Annotated in this window: 16 protein-coding genes; 11 read left to right on the top strand and 5 right to left on the bottom strand. The window is 41.1% G+C overall.

The features are described 5' to 3' along the window. The first annotated feature begins 4 nt into the window (after positions 1–4). The 4 genes from ACK8HY_RS07485 (at position 5) to ACK8HY_RS07470 (ending at position 10,800) form a co-directional block, all read left to right on the top strand. Complete coding sequence (locus tag ACK8HY_RS07485; protein WP_416133245.1) at positions 5–2,575, top strand: glycosyl hydrolase family 95 catalytic domain-containing protein; 2,571 nt, start codon at positions 5–7, stop codon at positions 2,573–2,575. A gap of 19 nt (positions 2,576–2,594) precedes the next feature. Beyond that, positions 2,595–3,782, top strand: coding sequence for an alginate lyase family protein (locus ACK8HY_RS07480; RefSeq protein WP_416133244.1), 1,188 nt, complete (start codon positions 2,595–2,597; stop codon positions 3,780–3,782). Positions 3,783–3,856: 74 nt separating this feature from the next. After that, positions 3,857–6,562, top strand: a complete 2,706-nt coding sequence (locus ACK8HY_RS07475) for a hypothetical protein (RefSeq protein WP_416133243.1) — start codon at positions 3,857–3,859, stop codon at positions 6,560–6,562. 62 nt (positions 6,563–6,624) lie between these two features. Then, on the top strand, positions 6,625–10,800 hold the full coding sequence (locus ACK8HY_RS07470; protein WP_416133242.1) for a two-component regulator propeller domain-containing protein: 4,176 nt from the start codon (positions 6,625–6,627) through the stop codon (positions 10,798–10,800). Positions 10,801–11,104: 304 nt separating this feature from the next. On the opposite strand, the gene ACK8HY_RS07465 is transcribed toward ACK8HY_RS07470, so the two are convergent. Continuing rightward, positions 11,105–12,304, bottom strand: a complete 1,200-nt coding sequence (locus ACK8HY_RS07465) for an MFS transporter (RefSeq protein ID WP_416133241.1) — start codon at positions 12,302–12,304, stop codon at positions 11,105–11,107. A gap of 264 nt (positions 12,305–12,568) precedes the next feature. On the opposite strand from ACK8HY_RS07465, the gene ACK8HY_RS07460 reads away from it, so the two are divergent. After that, entirely contained in the window at positions 12,569–13,759 is a 1,191-nt protein-coding gene (locus ACK8HY_RS07460; RefSeq protein ID WP_416133240.1) for a M20 metallopeptidase family protein, read from the top strand. 1 nt (position 13,760) lies between these two features. Here ACK8HY_RS07460 and ACK8HY_RS07455 read toward each other — a convergent pair whose 3' ends face one another. The 4 genes from ACK8HY_RS07455 to ACK8HY_RS07440 form a co-directional block, all read right to left on the bottom strand. Then, positions 13,761–14,438 carry a YiiX family permuted papain-like enzyme gene (locus ACK8HY_RS07455; protein WP_077432640.1) on the bottom strand — a complete coding sequence of 226 codons (678 nt, stop codon included), beginning with the start codon at positions 14,436–14,438 and terminating at the stop codon, positions 13,761–13,763. Between the two features lie 320 nt (positions 14,439–14,758). Further along, positions 14,759–14,971 carry a hypothetical protein gene (locus ACK8HY_RS07450; protein ID WP_416133239.1) on the bottom strand — a complete coding sequence of 71 codons (213 nt, stop codon included), beginning with the start codon at positions 14,969–14,971 and terminating at the stop codon, positions 14,759–14,761. 14 nt (positions 14,972–14,985) lie between these two features. Then, entirely contained in the window at positions 14,986–15,720 is a 735-nt protein-coding gene (locus ACK8HY_RS07445; RefSeq protein WP_416133238.1) for a hypothetical protein, read from the bottom strand. Beyond that, complete coding sequence (locus ACK8HY_RS07440; RefSeq protein ID WP_077432642.1) at positions 15,707–16,201, bottom strand: hypothetical protein; 495 nt, start codon at positions 16,199–16,201, stop codon at positions 15,707–15,709. Before ACK8HY_RS07440 ends, ACK8HY_RS07445 begins: the two co-directional genes overlap by 14 nt. 399 nt (positions 16,202–16,600) lie before the next feature. Between ACK8HY_RS07440 and ACK8HY_RS07435 the strand changes: the two genes are divergently transcribed. The 6 genes from ACK8HY_RS07435 (at position 16,601) to ACK8HY_RS07410 (ending at position 22,522) form a co-directional block, all read left to right on the top strand. Then, positions 16,601–17,410, top strand: a complete 810-nt coding sequence (locus ACK8HY_RS07435) for a phosphoribosyltransferase family protein (RefSeq protein WP_416133237.1) — start codon at positions 16,601–16,603, stop codon at positions 17,408–17,410. Next, the gene (locus tag ACK8HY_RS07430; RefSeq protein WP_416133236.1) at positions 17,403–18,911 is read left to right on the top strand and encodes a nicotinate phosphoribosyltransferase; all 1,509 of its coding nucleotides are present in this window, start codon (positions 17,403–17,405) and stop codon (positions 18,909–18,911) included. Before ACK8HY_RS07435 ends, ACK8HY_RS07430 begins: the two co-directional genes overlap by 8 nt. Further along, positions 18,901–19,683, top strand: coding sequence for an NAD(+) synthase (gene nadE, locus ACK8HY_RS07425; RefSeq protein WP_077432646.1), 783 nt, complete (start codon positions 18,901–18,903; stop codon positions 19,681–19,683). Before ACK8HY_RS07430 ends, nadE begins: the two co-directional genes overlap by 11 nt. Before the next feature lie 155 nt (positions 19,684–19,838). Beyond that, the gene (locus ACK8HY_RS07420; protein ID WP_077432647.1) at positions 19,839–20,753 is read left to right on the top strand and encodes a hypothetical protein; all 915 of its coding nucleotides are present in this window, start codon (positions 19,839–19,841) and stop codon (positions 20,751–20,753) included. Between the two features lie 4 nt (positions 20,754–20,757). Next, complete coding sequence (locus tag ACK8HY_RS07415) at positions 20,758–21,462, top strand: NUDIX hydrolase (protein ID WP_077432648.1); 705 nt, start codon at positions 20,758–20,760, stop codon at positions 21,460–21,462. Positions 21,463–21,679: 217 nt separating this feature from the next. Further along, positions 21,680–22,522 (top strand): hypothetical protein, encoded by an 843-nt coding sequence (locus ACK8HY_RS07410; RefSeq protein WP_139350976.1) that lies wholly within the window; start codon positions 21,680–21,682, stop codon positions 22,520–22,522. Positions 22,523–22,525: the final 3 nt, after the last annotated feature.

The raw sequence follows: 22,525 nt of genomic DNA, 5'->3' as shown, positions 1-22,525 counted from the left end.
TGCGATGATAAAATTGAACAGTAATTTGAGCATTTTACTATTGCTCGGGATAATGGGGACTGTGAATTACGGTTTTGCACAGCATAAACAGAAGAAGCTGGAACTTTGGTACGATAAACCTGCTGCTTATTGGGAAGAAGCATTGCCATTGGGCAATGGTACAACTGGGGCTATGGTCTTTGGCGGGGTAACGAAAGATCGTTTTCAGTTGAATGATAATACCTTATGGTCGGGTGAACCCGAGGCCGGCAACAACCCAAACGGTCCACAGATTTTACCATCCGTACGTGAAGCCGTTTTAGCGGGCAAATATGAAGAAGCTGCTGCCCTCTGGAAGAAAATGCAAGGTCCTTATTCGGCACGTTATTTACCTATGGGCGATCTATGGTTAGATTTTCACCAAGACGAGAAAGCGGTGAAAGCTTACCGAAGAGATTTGGATTTGGAACGGGCGGTAAGTACGGTAAGTTATACTTATCAAGGTGTTCAATATCAAAGAGAGAGCTTTGTCAGCTACCCTGACAAAGCTTTGGTCATTCGCCTGAAAGCAGATCGAGCAAAATCGATTACATTCGATCTATCCATGACGAGTAAGCTTAAAAGTACAGTTTCTGCAATCGGAAGTGATATATTAAGTCTTGTGGGGAAAGCGCCGAGTTTTGTTGCAAATAGGGATTATGAGCCTAAGCAAGTGGTTTATGATAGCATTGAAGGAAAGGGAATGACTTTCGAAATGCGTGTCAAAGTAGAGGCAAAAGGAGGGAAGGTACAGCAGGAAAAGGATAAGCTTCGTATCATTGGTGCTGATGAGGTATTATTATTGCTGACAGAAGCGACCAGTTTTAATGGTTTCGACAAATCGCCAAGTCAAGCAGGAAAAGATGTAAAAACCGCAGTTAACGGTTTGATGAAACAGGTTGCTGCTAAAAATTTCGCAACATTGCTTGCTGATCATCAAAAGGATTATAGATCGCTATTTAGCAGGGTAGATTTTGAACTGGCCGGAATTTCAACACATGCAAGTTTACCGACAGACCAGCGCATTATGCAATTTTCCAAAGGACCTGCCGACCTTGATTTATTGACGTTGTATTATCATTTTGGACGTTATCTACTGATTGCAAGCTCACGACAGGGGGGAAGACCTGCTAATTTGCAAGGGATTTGGAATGATCATGTACAACCGCCTTGGGGAAGTAATTACACCACAAATATCAATACTGAGATGAATTATTGGTTGGCGGAAAATACCAACCTGTCCGAATGTCATCAGCCATTATTTGATTTTATGGAGGAATTGGCAGTTAATGGAGCTAAAACTGCTGCCGTAAATTACAACATAAAGGAGGGCTGGGTGGTCCATCATAATTCAGATCTGTGGGCCAAAACTTCTCCTCCTGGGGGATATGAATGGGATCCAAAGGGAATGCCGAGATGGTCTGCATGGCCAATGGCTGCGGCTTGGTTCAGCACGCACCTGTGGGAGCATTATCGCTTTACTGGAGATAAATCTTTTCTCCAAAATAAAGCCTATCCACTTATGAAAGGGGCGGCTCAGTTTATGTTACACTGGCTAATTGCTGATCCTGAAAATAAATACCTGATCACAAATCCATCTACATCACCTGAAAATACAATTAAAATAGCAGGAAAGGAATATCAATTAACCTTGGCATCCACGATGGATATGGCCATTATCCGTGAGCTATTTACCGCGGTAATTCGTTCTTGCGATGTGCTACAGGTTGATCCTGAATTTAAATCGACATTGGAGCAGGCAAGAGCAAAATTATATCCCTATCAGGTTGGACAATATGGTCAACTGCAAGAATGGTTTAAAGATTGGGATGATCCCAAAGATCAGCATAGACATATTTCACACCTTTTTGGACTTTACCCGGGTAACCAGATCAGCGTTACAGCAAATAGTGAATTGGCCGCTGCGGCAAAAAAATCGTTGCTTCTGCGCGGTGATGTGAGTACCGGTTGGTCGATGGCTTGGAAAACAAATTGGTGGGCAAGATTACAGGATGGAAACCATGCCTATAAAATACTTAAGGATGCATTGAATTTTATTGATCCCAAACTGGACCGCGCTCAAATGAGTGGTGGTGGTGCTTATCCGAACTTATTTGATGCACATCCTCCGTTTCAGATCGATGGAAATTTTGGTGCTACGGCCGGAATGACTGAAATGCTTTTGCAAAGTCATGATGGTGCAGTTCATTTATTGCCCGCATTACCCGATGAGTGGTCCGCGGGACATATCAAGGGAATTAAAGCAAGAGGAAACTTTACAGTCGATATGGATTGGAAGGATAATAAATTGCAAGAGGCGCGCATCGTTTCCAATATAGGTGGAATATGCAAGTTACGGACCGCTATGCCAGTGAAAGTAATTGGATTGGATGGAAATAAAGCTGTAAGAACTGAAAATGAATTGTTATACAAGCCAAGCGCTTTGGATTACCATGTTGTTGATCGCGAAAAATTAGTTCCCTTGCCATCCAATGAGATCTTTGAAGTTGAATTTCAGACCGTTCGCGGCAAGGAGTACCGCATTATCCCAAAATAGCTTATAAAAATCTAAGGAAATGAATTTGAAATCAATCTTCAGACGCGCTAGCACATTTATTGGGATTGTGCTGGTCCCTCTATTAGCAGGGGCGAATCATCCCAATGCATATTTTAACAGAGAGATCGCGACTGTTTTGCGTCCTATTATAAAGAAGCAGTCAAAATGGGCGATGAAGCAGAAGCCTATGACCGTAACGGCTTATCCTGCTGTTCGAAGCAGCGGAGGGATTCATGATTTTTACTCGGAGGGTGACTATTGGTGGCCCGATCCAAAGGATGCAAATGCACCCTATATTCAACGGGACGGCATGAGTAATCCTGCGAATTTTGTTGCCCATCGAAAAGCCATGATCCGCTTTAGCAGAATTATAGGTGCATTAGCCTCTGCTTATCGTTTGCAGCCTGATAAAAAATACGTACAACAGGCGCTGCTGCATTTGAATGCCTGGTTTGTTGATTCGGCGACCAGGATGAGTCCAAATCTGCTGTATGCCCAAGCTGTACAAGGACGATTTACAGGGCGTGGTATCGGGATTATTGACACCATTCATTTAATGGAAGTGGCACAGGGCGTAAAAATGCTCGAAAATGATCCTAACTTTCCACAGTCAACTAAAGATGCCATACACCGTTGGTTTGCTACCTACTTACGCTGGTTGACGGAGCACCAATACGGTAAAGATGAAATGAATGCAGCAAATAATCATGGCACTTGTTGGGTGATGCAGGTAGCCTCCTTTGCCAGCTTAGTAAAGGACACAGCTTTGCTCAAGATGTGCAGCGAACGCTATCAACAAATTTTATTGCCCAATCAGATGGAAAAAGACGGTAGTTTTCCACGGGAACTTCAACGCACGAAGCCGTTTGGATATTCCCTTTTTAACCTAGATGCAATGGTCATGATTTGTCATATCCTATCAACAGCAGATGAATCGCTATGGCAATATACGCTGTCCGATGGGCGTACAATAAAAAAAGGAATCGATTTCATGGTCCCTTATATCGAAGATAAAGCCAAATGGCCTTACCAAAAAGATGTAATGTACTGGGATCAGTGGCCTATTGCTCAACCTGCTCTTGTCTTTGCTGCAAATGCTTATAAAGACAGTAGTTATTTGCGCCTTTGGGCTGAGCTCGATCACAATCCCAAGACGGAAGAGGTCATTCGTAACTTGCCTATCCGAAATCCTTTAATCTGGTTATAATCACCGCGTAACAATGCTATTCCAACGAAAGATCTGACCAATTAACCTTTTACTTAAATAAACCTAAATATAATATGATTTTCAATATAAATAAGCTGCGATCAAAATACGTAGATGTTTCGAATCGTTTTAGCCGCGGAAAACGGTTTATCATTTGGATATTGTGCATAACATATATCCTTTGTGCTGCTGAGGAAATGAAAGCGCAGAGCAACAGTCAATTGAAAAAAGCCTGGGCTCTTGCTGAGCGGCAGTCGCAATTGCTCTATAAGGAACTACAGCTGCTAAAAAAAGGGGATTCTACACTGGCTTCTCCACGTACACTTTCCGAAAACAACGAGTTGGTAGCGGTAAAGCGTGGCGATTGGACAAGTGGATTTTACCCCGGGGTTTTATGGTATTTATATGAGAAATCCGGCAAACATACATGGAAAGAGCTAGCGGGCGAATTGACCAAATCAATAGAAGCCGAACAATATAATGGAAAGACCCACGATATGGGCTTTAAGATTTTTTGTAGCGTTGGTAATGGCTATCGCCTTACTGCCAATACCCATTATCGGGATGTGATTATCCAATCCGCTAAGACCTTGGCAACACGGTTTAATCCAAAGGTCGGATGTATCCGCTCTTGGGATCACAATAGCCATCGTTGGGATTTTCCGGTAATTATTGATAATATGCTCAATTTGGAATTGCTTTTTGAAGCAACAAAACTGACCGGGGATTCTACGTATTACCATATTGCTGTTAGCCATGCAAACACAACCATGAAAAACCATTTTAGGTCGGATTACAGTACCTATCATGTTATTGACTATAATCCCGTCAGCGGCGAAATACAGCACAGAAATACACATCAGGGCTTTAGTGACGAGTCTACCTGGGCCCGGGGGGAAGCATGGGCTCTGTATGGTTATACCATGTGCTATCGCGAAACAGGTGATCCGAAATATCTGCAGCAAGCAGAACAAATCGCACATTGGCTTTTTGCCCATCCGCGAATGCCCAATGATTTAATCCCTTATTGGGATTTTGATGCACCTCATATTCCCAACGAACCGCGGGACGTTTCAGCCGCAACAGTGATCGCATCCGGACTATTGGAATTGAGTACGTTCAGTAAACAGGGAAAGGAGCATTTGAGCAGGGCACGCACGATATTATCAAATCTAATTGATGGATATATGTCCCCTCCAAATAAAAACAAGGGATTTATATTACTGCACAGTACGGGATCAAAACCCTCCAATTCAGAGGTCGATAAGCCCTTAAGTTATGCCGATTACTATTTTTTAGAAGCCTTGCTCCGGGAGGAGAACCTGCGCTCCGGTAAGGTACAATCGAGCTTGGTACGGAAAGACCCAGAAGGAAAACTAATCTATTTTCCCGATAATAAGGGGAATATCATCCCTGATTTTAGCCGGGTTGGCTATCATCAGGGAAATCGGCCGCTTCCTACTATTGCTAACACTATTTCGTTGCGTCCTACACAAGATGAAACTGATCAACAGATGATCCAGCGTGCCATCGATGAAATTTCCGGAAAACCCCTCGATAAGAATGGGTATAGAGGAGCAATAATGCTAAAAAAAGGCACGTATAATATCCCCGGGAGTTTACTGATCAGATCGAGTGGTATCGTTCTGAGAGGTGAAGGCGATATGGAAGGTAAAACCTTATTGCGTGCGACCGGAGGGCAACAGCGTAGCTTGCTGAAAATTTCTGGCGAAGGGAATTATGTCGAAGATAAGGCTAAAGAACAGGTCGTTAAAGCAATATATATACCGGTTGGAACTCAGTATGTCGTTGTGGACGATAGTCATGTCTTCCAGAAAGGTGAACCGGTTCTCCTTTCTTATGAACTCAATAAAGCTTGGATTAATGCCATTAAAATGAATCAGATTATAGCACGGGAAGGGACAAAACAATGGACAACCAAAGAATACAAACTAAAATTTGAACGTGTTATCTCCGCCATCAGCGGAGATACATTGTTTTTAGACAATCCAGTTGTTATGGCCATAGATCCGCAGTTTGGTAAAGTGTCTGTTGTACCTTATAGCTTTACAGGGCGTATTCGGGAAGTCGGGGTTGAAAACCTACGTTTTGAATCCGAATTCGCCAACGAAACAGACGAAAATCATGGTTGGATAGCTGTTGAATTTGATAAAGTCGAAAATGCATGGGTGCGCAACATCACCGCACGCTATTTTGGTTTTGCGGCAGTAAGCTTGGGAGCCTTTGCAAAACAAACATCCGTTATCAATTCGAAATGCCTGGATCCCAAATCTCAAATTACAGGGGGACGTAGGTATTCATTCAATAACAATGGTCAGCTCAATTTATTTCGACAATTATATACCACAGAAGGGCGGCATGACTATGTCACGGGAGCAAGAACTTTGGGGCCAAATGTTTTTAGCTTGTCCACTGCAACAAATACCCATGCGGATATTGGACCACATCATCGTTGGGCAGTAGACACCCTGTACGATCAGATAACCACCGATGGCGAGATTAATGTTCAGGATCGCGGTAACTGGGGGAGCGGACACGGTTGGGCCGGCGTGACACAGGTATTGTGGAATTGCAAAGTCAAGCGTGCAGCCGTACAACAGCCTTGGGCTTCCGGGCAAAATTTTGCCATAGGGGTAGTGGGGGAAAAAAATCAAGGTCGTTTTAAAGACAGGACTGCCGGTTTTTGGGAAAATCAAAATAAAAAATTGCTCTTAGAGTCACTTTATGAGCAACAATTGAACGATAGATTAAATAAATAACTATTGGTGTTTATAGAATGGAATGATTATTTTTATCGTATCCAATTTCAATTATATTCCTCATGATGCCATTACGTATTTGTATACTTTGGGTTTTTAGTACGCTGTTTGTCCTTTCTATTTCTAATGCACAGGAGAAGAACTATCGTTTTTTACATCTTGATGTAAACGAAGGTTTATCACAAGGGAGTGTTTTTGCTATCGAACAAGATCACTTGGGCTTTATGTGGATTGGTACGCGGGATGGCCTGAATAAATATGATGCACGTAAGTTTACAATTTATAGAAGCAATCCGCAGGATAGCCTTTCCCTGGAACATAATTTTATACAAGCAATTACCCAGGACAGGAAACAACGTCTTTGGGTAGGGACAACAGGTGGTCTTAACTTATACAATCGAAATGCAGATAATTTTACACGTATTCCTTTACCTGTGGTTGAGAGTACAAGTGGGAAAATAGAAGTAAATGTGCATCAGATTTTCCAAGATTCAAATGGTGTAATTTGGATTGCGACAAATGTTGGATTATATCGGATAAAAGAAGGCGCGCATTTGGAGGCTGAGTTAGTTTTCAATGAAATCACGGTGGAGGGGAGCAATGGCCGCTCATATTTTAGAAATTTTAGAACGATATACGAGGACGGGAAGAAAAGATTATGGTTTTGCACAGATGATGCAATCGTGCTGATGCAGTCAGCTTCCAAGGATGGCAATAGATTGAAGGTGTTGCGGACTTATTTCAATCAGAAAGGATTGGTTAACAAAGTAAATCAACGATTTCAGGCTGTTCTGGAATTTGCGCCTGGTGTTTTTTGGGTAGGAACGAAATACAACGGCATAAAAATAATCAATGAAAATACAGGAGAGGTATCTTCTTTGAATACGGATGACAGTCCTACTGTAAATTTGGCGAATCAGGATGTACGCTCTTTGAAGAAGGCTGACGATGGGAGCATCTGGATTGGAACATTCAATGGCCTTTATTTATACCGAAACGGGAAAATATTATTTATACAGGCCGACGATAACAATCCCAATAGTTTGAGTAACAACTCTATTCGGCCAATATTTCAGGATAAAAGAGGCTCTATCTGGATCGGTACTTATTTTGGCGGGATTAATATCTACGATAAAGATATCCCTAATTTTCAAAATTTTACGCATCAGTCTCGGAGAAACAGCTTGAGCTACAATGTAGTCAGTGCTTTTTTGGAGAATCCAAATGGCGATTTGGTCATTGGAACGGAGGGGGGGGGGTTGAACTATTTTAACCGATACGGCAATTCTTTTGTTAATGAACGGCATGACAAAAGTAATGTGGGAAGCCTGAGCCATAATAATGTAAAATCCATCTGTCGCGATCGCGAGGGAAATTTATGGGTTGGTACCTATGATGGTGGATTAAATTTGAGACGTAAGGGACAACAGGTTTACGAGCATTTTCGTTTTGATCCCAATAACATCAATGGACTGGCAAACAATAACGTGTATGCATTGCTGGAAGATCGGCAGGGCGATATTTGGATCGGAACATTCGGCGGTGGTTTGCAGGTACAGCGGAAAAATCAAAAAACCGGTTATTTCCAGACTTTCAACGTTGCCGGTAAACAATTGAGCTCTAATATGGTGAGAGCATTAATGGAGGATTCCAAAGGTAACTTATGGATCGGTACTTCGAATGGGCTCAATCTTAAAATAGCAGGTACCGATAAATTCATTTCTTTTTTGAACCGTAAAAACGATTCACTTTCAATCAGTGGTAACGATATCATTAGCATTCACGAAGATCGAAAAGGACAAATCTGGATCGGAACCTATATGGGCGGTTTAAATCGCTATCTGCCCGAAAAGAAAGCCTTTAAACGTTTCAATGAACAAAATGGACTACCTGTCAACAATGTTTTTGGTATACTGAGTGATCAAAAGAACAAATTGTGGCTGAGCACGAATACAGGAATTACTTGTTTCGACCCGCAAGCTGGAACTGTTAGAAGTTATACAAAAGTGGATGGCTTGCCTGGTAATGAATATATTCAAAATGCAGCCACCGTGCTACGAGACGGAAAATTCGCCTTTGGTAGCTTTTCTGGTTTTACCCTATTCAATCCTGACAGTCTTAGCGTCAATAGCTATGTTCCGCCGATACAGTTTACTGATCTTAAATTGTTTAATCGTACCGTTAGACCCGGAATAGATGGTGTAATCCCCAAGGACATATCCATGATGGATGAATTGGTCTTAGATCATAATCAGAATGTATTTAGTCTTGAATTCAGTGTGTTAAACTATGTTCATCCTGAAAAAAACAGCTATGCTTACTACTTAAAAGGCTTTGATCAAGAGTGGAATTTTGTAAGCAATCCGGTCGCTACATATACAAACTTGGATCCGGGGAATTACGAACTCTGGATAAAAGGATCAAATAATGATGGAATCTGGAATGAAAAGGCGCGGGTTTTAAAAATAAGAATTCTCCCAGCACCGTGGAAAACATGGTGGGCTTATACAGGTTATTTCTTGATTTTGGGTTTTGTTGTGTTCTTGATTATCCGTTTTTTTCATGGTAGAAATAAACTAAAACGTGACCTTTTGATCCGAAAAATTGCATCTGAAAAACAGGAGGAGCTACATGAGGCCAAACTCAATTTCTTTACAAACATTTCGCATGAATTCCGCACACCCCTGTCTTTGATTATAGGACCATTGAATCAATTGAAAACGGATCATTCGCTATCTGACTATGCACAGGAACATCTGGGCTACGCCACACGAAATGCCAATCGCTTGATGAATTTGGTCAATCAACTACTTGATTTCCGGAAACATGAAGGCGGAAAAATGGAACTGCACAGTCAGAAAGTTCTTGTATCCGAATATCTGAAAAACGTTTTATTAAACTTCCATTTTATAGCAGAGAAGAATAATATCCAGTTTTTCCTTGATAATAATATTTCCACTGATTACCAGGCATATTTTGATCCTGAGCAGTTTGAGAAAGTGCTTGTCAATCTTATTTACAATGCTTTTAAATTTACCGATAAGGGCGGAAGGATAAAAGTGCAAGTTGAACTCGAGGGCAATGACGATGCGGCTAAATTACTTGTTTCCGTCTGGGATTCCGGTAGAGGCATCCCTGCAAAAGATATTCCATTTGTATTTGAACAATTCTATCAGGCAAATACCGAAGGATTTGTTGCCACAAGTAGTGGTATTGGACTTGCATTGTCACGATCCATTATCCAATTACATGGCGGTATATTAACTGTTGAAAGTAATATGGCCGCAGAACCTTTAGCCTATAATACAGTCTTTCGGATCAGTTTACCACAGCAAAATTTGCCTACGGATCCATCATCGACCGCTTATATTTTCCGTGAGTCAGCTATCGACGCTATCCCTGAACAGGCTGAACAATTGGTAGAAGAGCATGAGCATACTCCCGTAGAAATTGATCGTACGACGGATGAGAAACCGATTATACTTGTCGCTGAAGATAATGTGGAGCTGAGATGTTTTCTTTGTGAAAATTTACGCAAAAAATATGTGGTTTTGGAAGCCAATGATGGAAACGAGGCGCTGGCCTTGATCCATGAACAGCAGCCTGATATTATTATTTCGGATGTGACGATGCCAAATTGCGATGGTATCACGCTGTTGCAACAGGTAAAAAATGATAATAGTACAAATCACATTCCGGTTATTTTATTGACTGCGCGGACGGCGGATCCTTATATTACCGAAGCTTTTGAAGTTGGAACTGATGATTATATTACCAAACCATTCAGTATGCCACATTTGATTCAAAAGATATCAAATATCATACAGACAAGAAAACGTTTGGAAGAAAAGTTTGTTCAAAATTATCTTTTGGGAGGACAAGCGACAGAGACAACCGAAAGAACACGCTTTTTGGATCAGGTATTGCGTATTGTGGAAGAAAATCTAGGCTGCGAGGATTTCGGTGTACAAGAGCTCACGCAGGCAATAGGGGTAAGCAGGTCAGTTTTATACCGTAAAATAAAACAGCAAACGGGCTTGAATCTGGTCGAATTTATCAATATGGTACGTCTGAAAAAAGCGGCGCAAATACTGTTGAGTGATAGCGAATTGAGTATTAGTGAAGTTGCCTATCAGGTCGGTTTCAATGACCCAAAATATTTTAGCAAAACGTTTAAGAAATTCTATAAAGAAAGCCCACGTACCTATATCGAGAAATTTAGTGTTAAAAATAATTAAGATAATTATATCATAAATCTTCATGTTATCAAAAGGACAACGATTATGAAAATTGACTGCGGGTCCTTTCCGGTCAATAAGCCGAGTGCTGGACGCTGTCTAGTCCCTTAATAAAAAAAGAATCAATAAAAATGGGCATAAAAAAAGGTTTTCAAACGGGGAGAATGAAAACCTTCAATAACCAATTATAAACCTAAATTATGATGATACAAAGATAACTGTTTTTAACTTATTCCAAAAATAAAATAGCAGCTATATTGAAATGTGTAGCTTAAAATTGACAAAGTCTTTTTATTTGTTTTAGCTATAGCCTATTCGTTTTAGCTAGCTTACTGATGAAAAAGAGTGTGAGCAGTCCCAAACTCGCAAATACGGCGTATCCCAGTCCGATTTCAAGTTGAGAAGAGGGATTGATTAAACTGACTGTACCGTAGCTCAGGGAGGACGTTAATAGGTAAGTAATTCCACCGACCAATCCGCCGGCTATTCCTGCTGACAATGGGAATCGACCCAAACAATAACTGAAATAATTATTGAATATAAATCCGGCGGAACAATGTACCGCAAATGCGAAGAATGTTAGTGTATATAAATTCGTCTGATAAGGGGATACCACAATCATCAGTAGTACCAGGATAATCTGGATAAAATTAGCGACTCGCAGCTTTGGTATTAAGGCTCTTTTGATCAGCGCTTTTCCAATAAAACCACCGCACATCCAAGCTAATCCCATGATAAGTGATGTATAGCCCGTGGTGATTGCTCCGTAACCCAATTGATGCTCGATAAAAAATGGGCCACTAAGGTTATAAAACATCACTAAGCCGTAAGATATTCCACACATCAACACGCCAAAAGTAAAATCGTTTGTCTTTAACATCATTTTAAATTCGCCGATAAGATAATTGACGTGTAGTGGTTTTCTTTGTTTAATTGTCTCGCCAGAGAAGATAAATTCCAGAACAAAAAGTATGGCGCTATAAACAGCAAGGACCATGAAATTTGAACGCCATCCAAACTGTGTTTGAAGATATCCGCCGATAAAGGGAGCAATAATAGGTCCAATAGACCAGACGATGGTCATGATACTGAGATAGTGCTTGCGTTGCTCGCCCTCGTACACATCGACAAAGTAAGCCCGTTTGGAAATGACGACGAATGCAGATAGAATTCCCTGAAGAATACGCATGCCGTAAATAATCCAGATATCATCAGTAGTTGCGGTTATCCAAAAACTAAGGATAAAGAGAAACAGTGAAATCAGGTTGATCCGATATCTTCCCCACGCATCCACGAGTGCGCCCGTGAAGAATTGAGCTACACCGTAGCTGATCAGAAATAAGGACAGTGTTAACTGGATACGGCTTTCACTGAGACCAAGCTCTGCCGCCATTTGGGGCATCGAGGGGAGATAGATATCAGTAGCAAGACCTGTAATCGGAACAAGCGCAAAAGCCAGTATCGTTGGAACAAAAGATTGTCTGGGTTTAGTGTTTTTTTCCATCGTGATAATTTGTCGACAAAAATAATTCCATTGATGGATACAAAATATATAGAATTCAAACAAATTATTGTGAAAATCAAACAGCCTGATCACAATGCCCCCAAAGCAACAATATTGACGCGATTATGACGCTATGCAGGTTCGCCTAATAGACTTGGTATTTCTTCCCTTGGCTTTGGTATACAACATTTTTAACTTAACTTGTTGGACGATTTATATAATATTATCATAATAGAAATATCGTTTTCAACTAATATCTCGATAATGAAAGACTTGAACGCCGAAATTGATGCCATTTTCCCGAAGGTCGTTGCTATCCGTCGGCATATCCATCAGCATCCTGAGTTATCTTTTCAGGAGTATGAGACGAGTGCCTATATCCAGGAACAATTAACCGCACTCGATATCCCATTTAAACTTGTGGCCAATACCGGTGTGGTTGCCCTATTGGAGGGCGAAAAATCACCTAGTGATACTATTGTGGTTTTAAGGGCCGACATTGATGCGTTACCGATTCATGAGCAGAATGATGTGTTCTATAAATCTAAAAATGAAGGTGTCATGCACGCTTGCGGACATGATTTTCATACAGCAAATCTATTGGGTGTAGCTTCAGTCTTAAAGGGGTATAAAGCTGAATTTTCAGGAAAGATTGTATTACTGTTTCAGCCTGCGGAGGAAAAAATTCCCGGTGGGGCAATCCAGATTTTGGAATCCGGGATATTGGAATCTTTTGGTGGAAAGATTAAGGCTATTTTGGGAATGCACGTAAGTCCACGCGTTCCATTGGGAAAAATAGGCTTACGACCAGGAAGGTTTATGGCTTCGAGTGATGAATTCTATATGACAATCAAAGGACGTGGTGGTCATGCTGCTGAGCCACATCGGGCCATCGACCCCATTATGATCGCTGCGCAGCTGCTCACGACCTTACAGCAAGTGGTCAGCCGTAAGGCGAATCCGGATATCCCATCCGTACTTACTTTTGGTCGTTTTATCGGTGAGGGGGCAGCGAATGTTATCCCTGAAGAAGTCAAACTGGCCGGAACCTTCCGGACAATGGACGAAGCCTGGCGTAAAGAAGCGTTGGAAACAGTTGCCGAAATTTCGCGAACATTACCTGTCGCTTTGGGAGCGACAGTGGATGTCGAGGTTCGACATGGCTATCCAGCCTTGAACAACAACCCTGTATTGACCCAGCAGGTAAAAAATATCATACAGGCAAACATGGGGAATGACGTGGTACAGGATTTGGAAATTTGGATGGCAGCAGAAGATTTTGCTTATTACTCTTATCGATATCCGTCTTTGTTTATGTTAGTAGGGACGAATAATAACGATAATGCGACTCAACATGGGCTTCATAATCCTCAGTTCAACCTCGACGAAAAGGCGTTTAAAATAGGAATTTCAGTTTTTATAAATGCTGCACTGTCCCTCTTGAACGAGTCTTAAATTAATTGCTTGCTACTGTTGTCAAAAGCTTGCTATTGAAAATAGATGCAGGGGAAATTACTGTTTCCTCCAAAGGGATCCGATTGCCGTAACGTTCTTTGAGTTTGCTTTTGACCTCGACGCTACTGAGATCAAAATCTTTGAGTTTTTCCAGTTTGCCCACTTCGATTCCGGCACCGCGCTGATAGATTTTCCAGATTAGTTCCGAACAATAAATTCGGTTATCCGACCATTCGAATGTAGCATCGTAGTTTTTGCCCAAAAATTCTTTACCGATTCCCTTCATTTTAGCTAAAACTTCTGTCGATAGTACTTTGTCTGCCTCTTTAAGTCGTTTGATGACATAATGTTTGTTTTTTCCTCGAGCGATCCAATCCATCATGCTGGTCACTGTGACGGGTTGAACAGCCTCCAGCACGTAAGGTTTTCCATCCTCATGAAAAATAAGACCACAGTGAGAGTAAGGAGAACCTGTGGCTAGTTGCACAGCTTTACACTGCGGCGAGACGGATGACTGAAAGATCATATCGCCATCTTTTAACTGAGGTAGCATCGCGCTACTGTTAACTTTTTTATCTAAAGCTCCGTTTTGAGCTTTCGTTGCATTAATCTGGAAATAAGATAGCCCGATCAGGAGCGTGCAAATGAGCAACAGGACAAATAAAGCTATTTTTTTCATATGTGTAGTTTTTTAAATAGGATCATATAATCTGCTATCATCTTTTATTCCAGCAAGATAAGAAACGTATCGGCATAATTTATAGATTTATCTGTATGACCTTATTTTGGTAACGTTATTTTAGCTGTTGTTAGTATGCGCTGATTATGTATTGTTGTTTCAATCCTGTCATTCCTTTTAAACAGCTATGCTGTTATTCAGTCACTATACTACCAGAAGTAGTGCATAGCATAAGTTGTTGTCCTTATCTTATGGCTATGAATTGTTTTTAAGTTTAGCTATTAGGATGATAGATAGTTTGATATGTGATAAGTGTTGTTTTATTTAAAAAGATCAGCTAGCTTTTTTGCTTTCGCCCGCTCTGCGAATTGAATTGCATTAAGTACTTCTGTTTCATATTTGTATACCTTTTCTGTTGAAGCACGATGATCCAAAAGATAACGTGCGATAACCTTATTTTTTTGTTGTATTGCTTTACCGAGCAAGGTGCATTGTGTAAAACTGTAGTCGAATTTGACCTCATCTATACCCAAGATGTCTAAACTGTTTAAGGATGTTTTTTGATAAAATCCAAGTCCTCCTGTTCGATCGCCATTTTAAGTAATTCGAAGTCATTGAAATTCTTATTCTTTGTCAAAAATGAGTTATAAAAGAACTTTGCCACAGCATAGTTTTTACTGGCTAACAAATTGTGGATCGCATTGTAACCAAATTCTGCTGTGTTGGAGAAATCGTTCAATTGGCTTAAAAACAAGAGTATGTTTTCTTTGGGAACGGTCCCCCAGTTGAGTATTTTTAATTGTTCTAAATCGTTCACTGCAAATAAAGTTTCCAGTTCCCTGATAAAGTTCAAAGAAAATAAATGGCTGTTCAATCTAGGTTTGGATGGTAAATTGCTGGTTCTTAATATTTTGAGTTCGTTATCAGTAACCTGATAATGAATAGAAATGGGAGACCCCTGATAACTACTGATTTTAAGTTCTGAGCCTGTTAATTCATATTGTTTCAGCCTAAGATTCTCGACGTTTGTGCTTGGGAATAGGGTATTCAGATTCAATACTATAGCAAGATAGCTGCTATCATTTACCTGTAGATTATAGTGTAAATAGCCGTCGTCACTGATCGAATAGGGACTGAATGACTGCTGTTGGAGCTGATCAGGCGAAGCGGCCCAAGTGTCCTGTGGCAATAAGAGTGTGCTTAGACTGATAAATAAATAGCATATATACGTTGATGTCCGCAAAAGAAATGCTCGAACAAAATACAAGTTATTCAACATCATATTGCGCTAAAATTGCCTCAATCTCATCTGTAAGTTTATAGGAGGCTGATTCCAGCAGGTCGATGTCGGCTTGAATGGCCGGAGTAATCGGCAATTGCATCAGTTTTCGATATACTTGAATGTCCAGATCAATACTCCTGAGTTTGAGTTGAAGTAAATACTGCCCTTGCTCGGTTTGTAAGCAAAGTTGGCTGAACGCCTGTTTCAACCGCTCCAGTTCGGCAATTGTTCTTCTGTGGTCATTTTCTGCCGCTAGACCGTAATTAGGGTATTTTTCACCTAGTTGATTGAATGCATCAAGATATTCCTGTTCCGATAAGGAATGTATATTCATGTAAAGCAGGTTATAGGCATATAAGGCTTCCTGATTTTCTTCACTGACCGGAACGTCCTGATAATCTTTGACCAACTGCGAGATGTCCTGATATTCTGTTTGTAAAATAGCTTCAATATCCTTATTGATTAAATTTGCTTTGTTCATGCGAATATTTTGTTCTTTTGGCAGTCAACGATCGTGATCAATTCGTTTGACTGTTTGTCTTAAAGACAAAGATCCGGTTTTCTGCGAAAGATACTATCCCTGTATTCAGCTAATTTTATACGGCCTCCTGGTCGTTTTGTGTTTCTCATTTTCAAGCAAATTTTAGCGTTTGTTTGCGTATGTTTAGGTGTCGCTGAAGGTAAAACTGTGATTTTGTATTGTGCTTTATTAATAAATAAAGTGTTTTTAATGAAATTTATTCCACTGATATTTAGCTGATTGTGTCTTTGTTTTGATTCATTGAGTAAAAAATACTCAATGAATTTTGTTAAAGTAAAAATAATACGCATATTTGTTGAGTAAAAAGTACTCAACTAGAATGGCTGTAAAAAAAGAAAAATGATTATATTAAATAAACATCAGCTCATCACCGAACAGTTTCCAAATGGAGAAACGAAAGTGAAGGATTTCGATCAGTGGATCAAAGCGGATAATCTGCTAGAATTTACCTATCAGGAAGATGGCGATTTGATCCGTTTGTTTTTTGTCAAGAAGCGACTTGAGGAAGCAGGGGCGAGTTGTAAATTATGGATTCGTTATATGCCTTATAGTCGTATGGATCGCAAAATTGAGGGCGACCTGTTTACCCTAAAATATGTCGCTGCATTTATTAATAGCCTGCAGTTTGATAAAGTATATGTTGTCGAGCCACATTCCGAAACAACCCTCACCTTACTGGAAAATAGTGTAGCGATCTATCCTGCGCTAGATTGGTTGCCGAAACTAATGGGAAAATTCGAATTTTCGGACAATGACCGAATTGTATTTCCGGATAAAGGGGCAGCAGCACGCTATTTAAATAGTGGCTACGAAGATGCCTGTGTCTTTGAAAAGCAACGTAATCCACAGACGGGACGTATCGAAGCGATGAAGTTAAAAACTGGTAACATTGTCAAAGGTGCCAAATGCATAATTGTCGATGATCTATGTTCTGCAGGTGGAACATTTCTCTGGGCTGGAAAAATTCTAAAGGAGATGGGGGCAAGTGAAATTTACCTGTTGGTGACCCATTGTGAGCCAAGGATTTTCAAAGGGACTTTGTTGGAGGAAGATTCACCGATCGACCTTGTTTTCACCACAGATTCTATGATGAACACTACGCATCCGAAATTAAATTATATCAACTTAACAACTGAAAGCTATGTTTAGAGCAATGAGCAAAAATCCGATTCTCTGGACGGACGGTTACAAATTGTGTCACAAGGATCAGTATCCAGCACATACAGAATGGGTATACGAAACCTGGACTCCCCGGATGTCCCGGATCGCAGGAATAAGCCATGTTGTATTCTTTGGATTGCAGGGCGCTCTGGCGGAGATCAGTAATTCATTCGATGAATATTTTTTCGCCCAACCTGAGGAAGCTGTTGTCGCGCAGTATGAAGAAGCCATTCGTGAAGTGTTCGCGATGACCAATAGCAATTTTGCGAATACACATCAGTCACAACATATACGCGCTTTACATCGTTTGGGGTATCTTCCGATTAAGGTGAAAGCTTTGAAAGAGGGCAGTCTCGTACCGATAGGCGTGCCGATGTTTACGATCGAGAATACCCATCCAGATTTCTTCTGGTTGCCAGGTTATCTTGAAACGCAACTCTCCGCTTATATCTGGTCACCAATGACCGCTGCGACTATCGCTGATCAATACAAGCGATTGTTGACAGGTTTTGCTGAAAAAACAGGTGATGTCACTAAAGTATTCACCCAAGCTGGAGATTTCTCCATGCGGGGTATGGGGTCACCTGAAACGGCTTATCGCACTGCAGGCGGGCATTTACTAAGCTTCGGTGTTTCTGCAACACTCTCCGTTCGGGAATACCTCAAAACCTATTACGCAGCCACAAGTGATGTCATGATGTACACGCCTTCAACAGAACATAGTGTGATGTGTTCTTACGGTGAACAGGAGGTTGAAGCCTTCCGGCATTTGATTACGAAGGTTTATCCCAGCGGAAACATTTCTATTGTGTCCGACACCTATGACCTATGGCATGTTGTCGATCATGTATTGCCACAATTGAAAGAACTGATCATGGGACGGGAAGGCAAAGTTGTCATTCGACCAGACAGTGGCGATCCTGTTAAGATTATTTGTGGTGATCCGGAAGCTGACCACGAAACAGTTCAAAAAGGGATTGTCGAACGTTTGTTTGAACTTTTTGGCGGGAAGGTCAACGCGAAAGGCTTCAAAGAACTTGATCCGCATATTGCTGTTGTATATGGCGATTCCATCACCGTGGAACGGGCAACAAAGATCTGCGAAGGTTTGGTGGCGAAAGGTTTTGCCTCGACCAATACAATACTTGGAATAGGATCCTATACCTATCAGTATGTTACGAGAGATACCTTTGGCTTCGCTTTAAAGGGAACGGCCGAAATTGTTGACGGTCAGTTTAAAGCTATTCAGAAAAGGCCGGCCACAGATACAGGTAACTTTAAAAAATCCCAAAAGGGTATGGTTGCTGTTATATTCGAAGATAACGATTTTCGTATGATAGACGACCTCAATCCAGTAACTATCGAACAATTGAATGAACGTAATCTGCTCAAAGAATGTTTTGTGGATGGGGCCTTTGTCAGCGCGGCTAGTTTTAAGGAAATAAGAAACAGATTGGAAACAGAATCAGTAAGAGTATATGGAAAATAACTTAAGAAAACCGTTTTTCATCAATGATGAAAACGTTGCACAGTATGCCCAAAAAATGGCATCATGGATTGCGGGTCAGGTAAATGCGGCAAACCGTCAAGGTTTAGTGCTTGGCATGAGCGGCGGGATTGATTGTAGTGTGGTGGCTTGTCTATGCCATCTGGCGAAAGTGGATGTCCATTTGGTCATGATGCCCTATGGTAGCGATATGAACAATAGTAAGAGTCATGCACATGGGATGGAGCTTATTGAAAAATTTGATTTTCCTTACCATATCTTTGATATCAAGCCAGCTGTCGATGCGTTGACCATCAATAATGAAGCCTATATCGCAGCCTCCAGCGAATCCAACCGTGTTTTGAGCTTAGCCAATATCCGGCCACGGGTTCGTATGACCTACCTCTATCAATTTGCACAATTGGGAAGCCGTTTTGTGATCGGTACCGGCAATATGGCCGAAGCGACCGTAGGTTACTTTACCAAATGGGGAGATGGCGCTTATGATCTTAATCCCTTGGCCATGGTGACCAAGCAAGAAGTATATACACTGGCAAAATACCTAGGTGTTCCCGAATCCATTCAATATAAGAGCCCCTCTGCAGGGTTATGGGAAGGACAGACAGACGAAGAAGAATTGGGCATGCGTTATGCACAGATTGACGGATTTATTCTGACTGGAACATCCGGTGATTCAACGATAGATGAACTGATCCGCAGACGTCAACAACAGTCTGCGCATAAGTTTGCGGCGATTCCAACTTTCAAAGGCTAGTAAAAAACATAATTGATAGAAATCTTTGGGTTTAGAATTCTGGCTAAAGGAATGTAGATTTTAAACGGAGTAACGCCCATTTGACAGATGGTATAGGAGCATAACAATTTATTTATATCATCGATAGGATACCTAAAACACATAATTATTGACAGATGAAAACAAGATATGAACAGATCGTTGATGTAAGGAAGATCGCATCCGAAAAAGGAGGGGATATTCCGGCTATATTGTCATTGGCGGAACAGGAGCAAATCCTGCCTGCTGCATCAGATAAAAAGCGGACACTGCTTTTGGCGATTGATGTACAAAACGATTTTATGGAATCCATTGGGAGTCTACCGGTAGCTGGTTCGCGTGCTGATGTACAACGACTGACCCAATGGATATACAACAATATGGCTTCTTTGACGCAGGTTATGTGCAGCCTTGACTGCCATTCACTGCGGCAGATTTTCCATGCAGACTGGTGGGTGGATAAGCAAGGAAATCAGCCTAAACCTTTTACGGTCATCCGTCACAAGGATCTTATCGATGGAACCTGGACTGTTGCCAATTCGGACACAGCTGAACAATCTCTAGTTTATCTTAAAAATTTAGAAGCCGAAGGGAGAAAGGAGCTTTGTATCTGGCCCTATCATTGTTTAGAGGGGAGTTCAGGGGCGCAATTGGAAAGTCAATTTACCAATATGCTCTATTTTCACAGCGCCGCACGGCGAGTCAAACCCCTATTGGTCTATAAAGGACAGGATCCCTACACTGAAATGTATGGTATCATCAAAGCCGAATACGACGACAATAAATTTGTCAATCATGCCGTGCTCGAGGCTATCCAGGCTTACGATGCCATCTATATTGCAGGACAGGCATCAAGTCACTGTGTATTGGCATCTGCAATGCAGATATTGGAATATTTTGCGGAGGATAAAGCGATTACGTCTCGCATTACACTACTGATCGACTGTATGTCGCCTATTGCTGGTTTCGAAGAGGCTACACTGCAGGCTTTTGAATCACTGCGTGAAAAATATGGCATACAGATCAAAAAATCCACAGACGTAATTTTATAACAAGATGGCCAGTACTCCAAAAACATATAACTACGAATACCCCAGACCCGCAGTTACAGTCGATTGTGTGATCTTTGGTTTTGAAAAAAATCAGCTTAAACTGTTGTTAACCAAACGGGCAATAGAACCCTACTTAGGGAAATGGGCATTTCCCGGCGGCTTTATTCAGGAGGATGAAACTGCGGATGAATGTGCGCTACGTAAATTGTCCGAAGAAGCTGGGCTCAGCAATATCTTTCTTGAGCAACTCTATACCTTTTCGGAATTAAATCGTGATCCCCGGGGACGGGTCATCAGTATTGCCTATTATGCTTTAGTTAAACCTAACGAATATACCCTGGAGGCCGGACTTGACATCGATGCGGTGCAATGGTTTAGTTTGGAAGAGGTTGCTGATTTGGCTTTTGATCATCAGCAGATTTTGTCTGTCGCGGTCGAACGCCTAAAAGGTAAAATCCGTTACCAGCCCATCGGATTCGAACTGCTGCCAGCGCAGTTTACCTTACCAGACCTGCACAAATTGTATGAAACGATTCTGCAGCGTTCGATAGATCGCGGTAATTTTCGCAAAAAGATACTGAGCATGGATCTGTTGATCGACCATAGCGATATGCAAAAGGATAGACATGCCAGAGCAGCAAAGATCTATAGTTTTGATAAAGAAAAATACGAAGAATTAAAAGAAAAGGGATTTTATTTTGAAATCTGATCATTTGGTGTATGCATCAGGCTCTTGAAATAATAAAGACATCCGGTGGAAAGGATGGACTAGGGCTGTGTGCGGATGATCGATTTAATCGCGATGATTCTCTATAACATATTGGTGACCACAAGTCGAATATCGATTGTTATGGCGCTTAAATTAATTGAGCTGCTTCATTATGCGGCTGAAATACGATATTAGAATATCTTAATGATGCACTGTGATGAATAAAGTACTTTATTGCGTAGGTATTGTTTTGTTGATATGCTCGGCATGTCAACAAAACCAAGTGAAAAATCCTGTTCTTTCTCCGATAAAGGAGACTATTGTAAACGAAAAGCCAGCGGTCGATTCGCTTGTCTTCCAGGATAACATGATCCGAATTTATAAGATAGATTCCGTCAATTTTTTTAAGGAGCGGCAGCAGGCCGATTACCGAAGGGATACCATTGCTTCCATTAGCGATATCAATGTCGCGAGAAAACTATTGCAGGGACGTGTTAAATTTGGACGTTATATGCCAGGTAAGCCAATGGAAATTGATACCGTTGTGGAGGGAGATTTAATTGTTCGGGTACGATTTAACGATGGCCGATTGCTAGAAGCTGGAAAAACAGAAGGAGAGATTGATCTGTTTGAAAATATGTTTGTAAAATATTATCCTTCCGAGGAGGTTCTGCTGCTTGAAGGGGGGCATAGCACCGATCAGGCGCTCGATTTGCGTCTAGGAAAATGGGATGTGGAAGAAATCGGCAATTTAGACTATGTCTATTTCTCTAAGCATAAGAAATATAGATTGAATGGCATGTTTGACGGACAGGAATGTTCCAGTTATTTTTTGCAAAAAAAGGAAAATGAGGTCTATCTGACCTATGCGCAGATTCCCTTAGATTGGAATAATAACTTTGAACTATGTACCCTAAAAGAGATCTTTTGGAAAGGAGATCAGCAGCTATACTTTAGGAATTTTTTCTATGGAGCACCGCATGATAAGCGAGCAGGTTTTTACAGGTTAGATATTATTGCTGAAATAAACAACAGCAACCAATATAAAGGTGTTGAATAAAAA

Origin of the sequence: Sphingobacterium sp. NGMCC 1.201703, assembly GCF_047784615.1 — a bacterium.
Taxonomy (GTDB): Bacteria; Bacteroidota; Bacteroidia; order Sphingobacteriales; family Sphingobacteriaceae; genus Sphingobacterium.
This window is presented reverse-complemented; position numbering and strand designations above follow the sequence as displayed.

What these genes read in the sequence shown, in the direction of transcription:
- ACK8HY_RS07485 (WP_416133245.1), top strand. Translation starts at nt 5, where the DNA reads ATGATAAAATTGAACAGTAATTTGAGCATTTTACTATTGCTCGGGATA.
- ACK8HY_RS07480 (WP_416133244.1), top strand. Translation starts at nt 2,595, where the DNA reads ATGAATTTGAAATCAATCTTCAGACGCGCTAGCACATTTATTGGGATT.
- ACK8HY_RS07475 (WP_416133243.1), top strand. Translation starts at nt 3,857, where the DNA reads ATGATTTTCAATATAAATAAGCTGCGATCAAAATACGTAGATGTTTCG.
- ACK8HY_RS07470 (WP_416133242.1), top strand. Translation starts at nt 6,625, where the DNA reads ATGATGCCATTACGTATTTGTATACTTTGGGTTTTTAGTACGCTGTTT.
- ACK8HY_RS07465 (WP_416133241.1), bottom strand. Translation starts at nt 12,304, where the DNA reads ATGGAAAAAAACACTAAACCCAGACAATCTTTTGTTCCAACGATACTG.
- ACK8HY_RS07460 (WP_416133240.1), top strand. Translation starts at nt 12,569, where the DNA reads ATGAAAGACTTGAACGCCGAAATTGATGCCATTTTCCCGAAGGTCGTT.
- ACK8HY_RS07455 (WP_077432640.1), bottom strand. Translation starts at nt 14,438, where the DNA reads ATGAAAAAAATAGCTTTATTTGTCCTGTTGCTCATTTGCACGCTCCTG.
- ACK8HY_RS07445 (WP_416133238.1), bottom strand. Translation starts at nt 15,720, where the DNA reads ATGATGTTGAATAACTTGTATTTTGTTCGAGCATTTCTTTTGCGGACA.
- ACK8HY_RS07440 (WP_077432642.1), bottom strand. Translation starts at nt 16,201, where the DNA reads ATGAACAAAGCAAATTTAATCAATAAGGATATTGAAGCTATTTTACAA.
- ACK8HY_RS07435 (WP_416133237.1), top strand. Translation starts at nt 16,601, where the DNA reads ATGATTATATTAAATAAACATCAGCTCATCACCGAACAGTTTCCAAAT.
- ACK8HY_RS07430 (WP_416133236.1), top strand. Translation starts at nt 17,403, where the DNA reads ATGTTTAGAGCAATGAGCAAAAATCCGATTCTCTGGACGGACGGTTAC.
- nadE (WP_077432646.1), top strand. Translation starts at nt 18,901, where the DNA reads ATGGAAAATAACTTAAGAAAACCGTTTTTCATCAATGATGAAAACGTT.
- ACK8HY_RS07420 (WP_077432647.1), top strand. Translation starts at nt 19,839, where the DNA reads ATGAAAACAAGATATGAACAGATCGTTGATGTAAGGAAGATCGCATCC.
- ACK8HY_RS07415 (WP_077432648.1), top strand. Translation starts at nt 20,758, where the DNA reads ATGGCCAGTACTCCAAAAACATATAACTACGAATACCCCAGACCCGCA.
- ACK8HY_RS07410 (WP_139350976.1), top strand. Translation starts at nt 21,680, where the DNA reads ATGAATAAAGTACTTTATTGCGTAGGTATTGTTTTGTTGATATGCTCG.